General features: G+C 60.4%; 7 protein-coding genes. 4 read left to right on the top strand and 3 right to left on the bottom strand.

What is annotated here, in order from left to right; all coding sequences use genetic code 11:
- Positions 1-1,110: hypothetical protein (locus tag VJ604_RS07985; RefSeq protein WP_324081374.1), on the top strand; the 1,110-nt coding region annotated here is incomplete at its 5' end.
- On the opposite strand, the gene VJ604_RS07980 is transcribed toward VJ604_RS07985, so the two are convergent.
- Together VJ604_RS07980 and VJ604_RS07975 are read right to left on the bottom strand one after the other, a co-directional pair.
- A complete protein-coding gene (locus VJ604_RS07980) occupies positions 1,107-1,400 on the bottom strand; it encodes a hypothetical protein (RefSeq protein ID WP_324081373.1) in 294 nt (97 codons plus the stop codon). The genes VJ604_RS07985 and VJ604_RS07980 overlap by 4 nt on opposite strands.
- Positions 1,397-1,951 carry a chalcone isomerase family protein gene (locus VJ604_RS07975; RefSeq protein ID WP_324081372.1) on the bottom strand — a complete coding sequence of 185 codons (555 nt, stop codon included), beginning with the start codon at positions 1,949-1,951 and terminating at the stop codon, positions 1,397-1,399. Before VJ604_RS07975 ends, VJ604_RS07980 begins: the two co-directional genes overlap by 4 nt.
- Positions 1,952-2,541: 590 nt before the next feature.
- Between VJ604_RS07975 and VJ604_RS07970 the strand changes: the two genes are divergently transcribed.
- On the top strand, positions 2,542-3,903 hold the full coding sequence (locus VJ604_RS07970) for an FAD-binding oxidoreductase (protein WP_324081370.1): 1,362 nt from the start codon (positions 2,542-2,544) through the stop codon (positions 3,901-3,903).
- A 7-nt stretch (positions 3,904-3,910) separates the two neighbouring features.
- Here the strand turns inward: VJ604_RS07970 and VJ604_RS07965 are convergent, their stop codons facing one another.
- The gene (locus VJ604_RS07965) at positions 3,911-4,813 is read right to left on the bottom strand and encodes a YceI family protein (RefSeq protein WP_324081369.1); all 903 of its coding nucleotides are present in this window, start codon (positions 4,811-4,813) and stop codon (positions 3,911-3,913) included.
- Positions 4,814-5,036: 223 nt separating this feature from the next.
- On the opposite strand from VJ604_RS07965, the gene VJ604_RS07960 reads away from it, so the two are divergent.
- Both VJ604_RS07960 and VJ604_RS07955 read left to right on the top strand, forming a co-directional pair.
- Positions 5,037-5,408 (top strand): VOC family protein, encoded by a 372-nt coding sequence (locus VJ604_RS07960; protein WP_324081368.1) that lies wholly within the window; start codon positions 5,037-5,039, stop codon positions 5,406-5,408.
- Positions 5,409-5,452: 44 nt separating this feature from the next.
- The gene (locus VJ604_RS07955; protein ID WP_324081367.1) at positions 5,453-5,956 is read left to right on the top strand and encodes a ferritin-like domain-containing protein; all 504 of its coding nucleotides are present in this window, start codon (positions 5,453-5,455) and stop codon (positions 5,954-5,956) included.
- Positions 5,957-6,110 lie beyond the last annotated feature (154 nt).

The following is a 6,110-nucleotide window of genomic DNA, read 5'->3' as shown; positions in this document are numbered from 1 at the left end:
CCCGCTCGCAACCGGGAGAACAGCAAAGCACTGGTGCTGGGGGGCTCGCTCTTCTTCCCCCAATTGGCCGGGCACACCTTCATCCCGATCGGCGCCTTCTACTACAAGCACCGCTACGATGACCTTAGGATGCGGGGAGTCTTCAGCATCTTCGTGAATGAGTTCGACCTGTCCAAGAGTCACGATGAGTTGCAGTTTCTGGCGGGGTTCGACAACAACACCATCCCCTTCCCCTCCAAGGAGATCGAGGATGGCCAAGAGGTCACTGGCACTTCTATCAGGTGGGGATCGGTGAATGGGCGCGTCGGCGTTGGTTGGCGGCACCCGGTCGCGCCGTTCAAGGTGGACAACGACCTGCGCGTACAGCTCCTTTATCAGCTGGGGTACCTCTATTCGGCGCGCACCAGCGATACCGCGCCCTGGGTGGTGCTGCCGCCCGACACCCTGGTGTACGGCCCGATGCTGCGGGCAAGATACGACGGGATGCGTCGCAACCTGATGGAACTGCCCCACCAAGGTTTCGCCACCGGCATGGACGCCCTCTACCTCACCCGCGGCCACTGGTCGGACGCCAATTACGGCGGCTCCCCCATGAGCAAGTCCGCCACCCAAAGTTACCTGAGGCTGTCAGGATACGTGACGGTGGCCACCGCAGTTCCTTGCCTTGACGAGAAGAACCGGCTGCTGTTCTCAGTCCACGGCGGCTTCGCCCCCTACGGCACCCTGGACCGCTTCTCCACCTTCCGCATCGGCGGCGGCCCCATACCTTCCGAGGCCGACGACATGGAGCGCCAGGTCTTTCCCGGCGCCATGTTCAGCCAGTTTCCGGTTTCCGATTACGTGATCACCTCCGTGGAATACCGGCGGGAGATCTTCTCCTTCTCATATCTGCACCTGCGCGGCACCTACGCCAACGTGAACCGGGAGGAGTTCGTGGTGACGAACGCCGGCAATTTCACCCGCGAACACGGGCAGGCCGTCACCACCGGGTTCACCAGCGGATTTTTCCTGAAGTCCGAGCTCACCTTGGAATACACCTACGACTCCAGCATCCTGAGAAGCGGCGAACGGGGCAGCAACATCACCCTGCTCTGGTCCAAGTCCTTCTAGCGCCTCCGTCCTCCCCCCTTCTCCATCTCTCCGCGCAGGTAGGCGATCACCCCCTTCGCGAATTCCGGCGACATCTTCTCGATTTGATAGCTGATGCGGCCAGCTTCGGCGAAGGTCATCTCGAACGGCTCCGCCTCTCTGCCGACCAGGTCCCACATGCTCACCACGCCGTCCGGTTGCCGCACGATCCGGTAGGCGCCCCGATGCCGGACCTGTTCGCGGAAGGCGGCGACGGCAGCCTTGGCCTCTTCATACAGCTGCTCTTTCCCCCGCATGGTCGCCCCCATCATTCGCCGCCCAGCATTCCCTTCTTCAACCCCTCGTCGGCCGGCTTGTCCCCAAGGTAGATGGCGAGGATGGCCACCGCCAGGCGCGGGGAATGCACCGTCCCGAGGAGGCGCCCGTTGTGCTTCACGGTGACGGTCCCGTCGCCGCCTAAGGTGAGGTCGACCAGGTCGCCGCGCCTGAAGTCACCGGTGAAAAGAGCCAGGAAACTGCGGGCCTCCGGAGTATCGGCAACCTGGGGAGAGTTGTTGCGGAACCCCTCCTGGAACGCCTCCACGATCTTCTCCCGCTCAACCTTCGAGTACAGGAAGTTCATCCTGATCAGCTTGTCGCCTTTGTCGCTCAAAGCCTCCGCCGGCGTCCTCACGGGCCGGGTGGCATACAGGGAGCCGACGTAAACCTTCACCATGAACTTCCTGCGCACCCCGCTGCCGTTCAGCTTCAGCACGTGGTTGTCGACGGTGACGGCAGGCTGTACCTGGACCCCTGCTACCTCCAACGCCGAGGCGGTCCCGCCCAGCACGAGTACAACAAGCAAAGCCGGCAGCAATCTCATAGCCATCTCCTTCAACCCAGGATATTAATTCTTCCCAAGGTTAGCCGCCGGCGAGACGAAGTCAATTGCTCACAGGGCGACAGATCTGGCTGTCTTCCCCCGGCAGACCCTCCACTTCTCCAGAAAAGAAAAAAGCTTTATAATAAAAGAAGCGAGAAGGAGTAAATGGAGGTACGACAAAGAGGTGAAAGGTATGGAAAAATGCTGTAGCAGCATGGCGCATTACGAGCATATGTGCTCGTTGACCCTGAACGGGTGCGCCGTTGAGAGAGCACGGATCGACAGCAACTTCGAATGCGTCCCCTGTGACGATCGATCTCACTATCATAGATTCATCTGCACCCCCAGCCTGATCGGCACCTGACAAGGTCGGAGACAGCGGGGAGGGAAAGGCGGCTCGCATAGCCGCCTTTCCTGTATGCTCCGACTATCCCCTCACCCGAAGGGGGAGGGGAGGGGGAACTGCGGTCGGCGCCGCCACCTCTCCACCACCATGCGGGGCGCCGCAAGGAAGAATAAGCAATCCCCCCTGTCCCCCCTTTATCAAGGGGGGGACGTGATGGCGGTGGGGTCGAAACTGGAGAATAGCGATGACCGACAACCTGGAGAGCTATGAGCGGAAGAAGGCGCGGGTGATGGCTGAATTCAAGGCGGCGCTGGAAACCGGCGCCTCCATCGGGCTGGGGAAGAAGACCTCCAACCTGTTCCGAAGCCGCCAACAAGCGAAGCGGCTGATCGACGTCACCGACCTGAACGCGGTCATCTCCATCGACACGGAGCGCCTGCTCGCGGAAGTGGAAGGGATGACCACCTTCGACGATTTCACCAAGGAGACCCTGAAGCACGGGTTGCTGCCGGCGGTGGTTCCGGAGCTGAAATCGATCACCATCGGCGGCGCCATGGCGGGGGGCGCCATCGAGTCGTCCTCCTTTCGCCACGGCCTGGTTCACGAAACGGTCAGCGAGATGGATGTTCTCACCGGCGCGGGCGATGTCATCCACTGCTCCAGGACCAACCAGCACAAGGATCTCTTCTTCGGCTTCCCGAACACCTACGGGACGCTCGGCTACGCCCTGAAACTTACCGTGAAACTGGTCCGCGCCAAGCCGTACGTCGAACTGAGGCATCGGAAATTCAGCGATGCCGGGCGCTTTTTCAGCGCCGTTCAGGAAGCGTGCAGCGGCGACGCCTTCGATTTCGTGGACGGCACCGTCTTCGATGCAGGAACCATGTACCTGACCACCGCGCGCTTCGTGGACGCCGCTCCTTTTCTCTCCGATTACACCTACATGCAGATCTTTTACCGGTCGATCGCCGAGAAGGAGATCGACTATCTGAAAGCCTACGACTACATCTGGCGATGGGACACCGATTGGTTCTGGTGCAGCGCCAACTTCGGCGTCCAGAAGCCGGCCGTCCGTCTTCTGGTCCGCCCCTGGCTGCACTCGACCGCGTACTGGAAGATCATGGGGTGGAATCGCAAGTACCACTTCTCCGAGAAGCTCCAAAGCTTGCGGGGGATCGGACGACAGGAAGAATCGGTGATCCAGGATGTGCAGATACCGGTGGAACGCGCTCCGGAATTCCTCGCTTTCTTCCAGGAAAAGATCGGCATCACTCCGGTCTGGATCTGTCCGACCAGTCCTGCGTCTCCGGAGGTCTACCCCACCTACCGCCTCACCTTCGGCCAACTGTACGTCAACTTCGGGTTCTGGGACGTGGTGCCCCTCCCCCCGGGCGAAAAAGACGGCTACTTCAACCGTCAGGTCGAGCAGTGGGTCGACAAGACCAACGGTCGCAAGAGCCTGTACTCGACAGCCTTCTACGACCGTGACACCTTCTGGCGCCACTACGACGGCGAGTACTATCACGCGTTGAAAAAGAAGTACGATCCCCGCGGAAACCTGAAAGACCTCTACGACAAGTCGGTACGAGCTGCCAGAACCGATTGACTACGCCTTACCTGACCGCCACCACGAAGAGTTCCACGGTGATGAAATCGTGCACCAGGTGCATGCCGAGCCGCTCGAACAGCTTCGCCGAGCCGTAGTTCACGTTCCAAAGCGTCCGGTCGAAGTCCAACAGGGCGTGGGCCTTGATGCTGCCGTCCGCCTGCGGCGAGATGGCTGCCGGGAAGCTCACCGTCCTGGTGACATCTCTGATGGTCAATTTCCCCGTCGCGAGCCCTAAAGAAGCCTCCCTGTTCCCGCCCGGCTGCGGGATCCAGCCACCCAGGTTGAAGCGGGCGGTCGGGAACTTCTTCACCGAGAAGAAGTCGTCCGATTTCAGATGGTTGATCAGCACCTCGCGCCAGCTCTGGTCCTGCAGGTCCAGGTTGGTGATGCTCTCCATGTCCAGAGTCAGGCTTCCTTCCGAGGGGTGCCCGTTCCGGATCTGGAGGTTACCGGCGGTTATGGCGATCCTCCCCAGGTGGCGGTTGTTGAAGTTCCGGCCGATCCACTCCAGCGAGCTCCTCTCGGCGTCCACCCGGTACAGCCCGTCCTGGATAGAGGGCTCCGGCAGGAAGCCCCCTTCGGCCGCTTCCACGGCAAGTCCCGCCGCCCGCCAGGCATCGAGCCCCCCCTGCAGGGTGGAGATGTCCCGGTAGCCGGCCTCCGCCAGCCGCTCCCTCGCCATTTCCGCCGCCTTGGTGGTTCCACTCACGTCATACACCACGATCGGGCATCCCTGGTCCGGGACACATTCCTGCATCTTATCCAGGAATACCACCTCGTAGATGCAGGCATTCTTGGCACCTGCTATATGACAGGCCGTGTAGTCTTCAGGAGTCATCACATCGATGACAACAGCCTTGCCTTCTGACAGAAGAACGTTCAGCTCGCTGCATGTCACAGTAGCCATCTTCTCCAATCTCCTCTCATCCAGTCCCCTTGACATCGTAGGCTAGGGCATTCCCGGTCTATTACAGTTCTTAGGGTATTTTACACCTTAAGCAGAGTGAAGGATGAAGAGATAGCTGAAAGCTCCGCTAATCGTTCCCCCGCTGTTGCGGGGTGGACGATGTACGCTATCATTTTGCAGGCGGCGGCTCAGGCAGTGCCGCAACGACAGAGAGGAGAGCGCCATGAAAAATCCCGCAGGCTGGTTTGAAATCTACGTTCAGGACATGGAGCGCGCAAAGAAATTCTATGAGGCGGTATTCCAGGTGACCTTGCAGAGGCTGGAGCCACCCGCCGAGCTCGAGATGTGGTCGTTCCCCAGCGACCGCACCGCCTACGGCGCCGGGGGCGCACTGGTGAAGATGAGCGGCGTATCCTCCGGCGGGAACTCCACCCTGGTCTACTTCAGCTGCGACGACTGCGCGGTGGAACAAGAGCGGGTGGCCGGCGCCGGTGGCAAGGTACAAAAGCCGAAATTCTCCATCGGCCAATACGGCTTCATCTCCATCGTACTCGACAGCGAAGGGAATATGATCGGCCTGCACTCGATGAGGTAGGGGGCCAATCACTCAGATAATTGATCGTATAAAAGGAGGAATCAATGGGATCCAAGGCACGCGAAATAATCGGCATGAACGTTGATGAGTTGCTCGGACTGCTTCAGAAGGCGTACTGTGACGAGTGGTTCGCCTATTACCAGTACTGGCTGGGCGCCAAGGTGGTGAAGGGCCCGATGAAGGACGCGGTGGGAGCTGAGCTTCTGCAGCACGCGACCGAGGAACTGGCGCACGCCGACATGGTGGCGCTGCGCATCATCCAGTTGGGAGGCGCGCCCATCACCAGACCGGAGGATTGGTACAAGCACAGCAACTGCGGCTACGATGCCCCCGACGATCCCTTCGTCAAGGTGCTGCTGCAGCAGAACATCAAGGGCGAGCAGTGCGCCATCGGCGTCTACAAGCGACTGCTGGACCTGACCAGGGAGAAGGACCCGGTCACCTACAACATGGTGCTGACCATACTCCAGCAGGAGGTGGAGCACGAGGAAGACCTGCAGTCGCTCCTGGAAGATTACGAACTGCTGGTGAGGGCGATGAAGGAGTAGGTCCCGCCATCTTGGAAAAAAAGGGGCGTCATGCTTTTCTTGCGGCATGACGCCCCTTTCAATTCCCCCCCGTCATCCTCCCCTACTGGTCATCAGGCTTGGAGAGCCGATCGCCTTTGACGTCTCCGCCGGGCCCCACGTCCGGCACGGCAAT

This window comes from Geomonas sp., assembly GCF_035254065.1.
In the GTDB taxonomy this organism is placed as follows: Bacteria; Desulfobacterota; Desulfuromonadia; order Geobacterales; family Geobacteraceae; genus Geomonas.
This window is presented reverse-complemented; position numbering and strand designations above follow the sequence as displayed.

Excerpts from the sequence above, each read along its gene's own strand:
- VJ604_RS07970 (WP_324081370.1), top strand. The coding sequence starts at position 2,542 with ATGACCGACAACCTGGAGAGCTATGAGCGGAAGAAGGCGCGGGTGATG.
- VJ604_RS07960 (WP_324081368.1), top strand. The coding sequence starts at position 5,037 with ATGAAAAATCCCGCAGGCTGGTTTGAAATCTACGTTCAGGACATGGAG.
- VJ604_RS07965 (WP_324081369.1), bottom strand. The coding sequence starts at position 4,813 with ATGGCTACTGTGACATGCAGCGAGCTGAACGTTCTTCTGTCAGAAGGC.
- VJ604_RS07955 (WP_324081367.1), top strand. The coding sequence starts at position 5,453 with ATGGGATCCAAGGCACGCGAAATAATCGGCATGAACGTTGATGAGTTG.
- VJ604_RS07980 (WP_324081373.1), bottom strand. The coding sequence starts at position 1,400 with ATGATGGGGGCGACCATGCGGGGGAAAGAGCAGCTGTATGAAGAGGCC.
- VJ604_RS07975 (WP_324081372.1), bottom strand. The coding sequence starts at position 1,951 with ATGAGATTGCTGCCGGCTTTGCTTGTTGTACTCGTGCTGGGCGGGACC.